General features: G+C 52.5%; 1 rRNA gene. It reads left to right on the top strand.

Annotated elements, in window-relative coordinates:
* Positions 1 to 255: ribosomal RNA gene (locus GJ695_RS29500) — 23S ribosomal RNA — on the top strand; the annotation flags it as partial.

Below are 255 nucleotides of genomic sequence, written 5' to 3'. Positions count from 1 at the left end.
GGCGAAAAGAACCCCGGGAGGGGAGTGAAATAGATCCTGAAACCGTGTGCATACAAACAGTAGGAGCCTCCTTGTGGGGTGACTGCGTACCTTTTGTATAATGGGTCAGCGACTTACATTCAGTGGCGAGGTTAACCGAATAGGGAAGCCGTAGAGAAATCGAGTCCGAACAGGGCGATAGTCGCTGGGTGTAGACCCGAAACCAAGTGATCTACTCATGGCCAGGATGAAGGTGCGGTAACACGCACTGGAGGT

Origin of the sequence: Duganella alba (assembly GCF_009674495.1) — a bacterium.
Taxonomy (GTDB): Bacteria; Pseudomonadota; Gammaproteobacteria; order Burkholderiales; family Burkholderiaceae_D; genus Rugamonas; species Rugamonas alba.
This window is presented reverse-complemented; position numbering and strand designations above follow the sequence as displayed.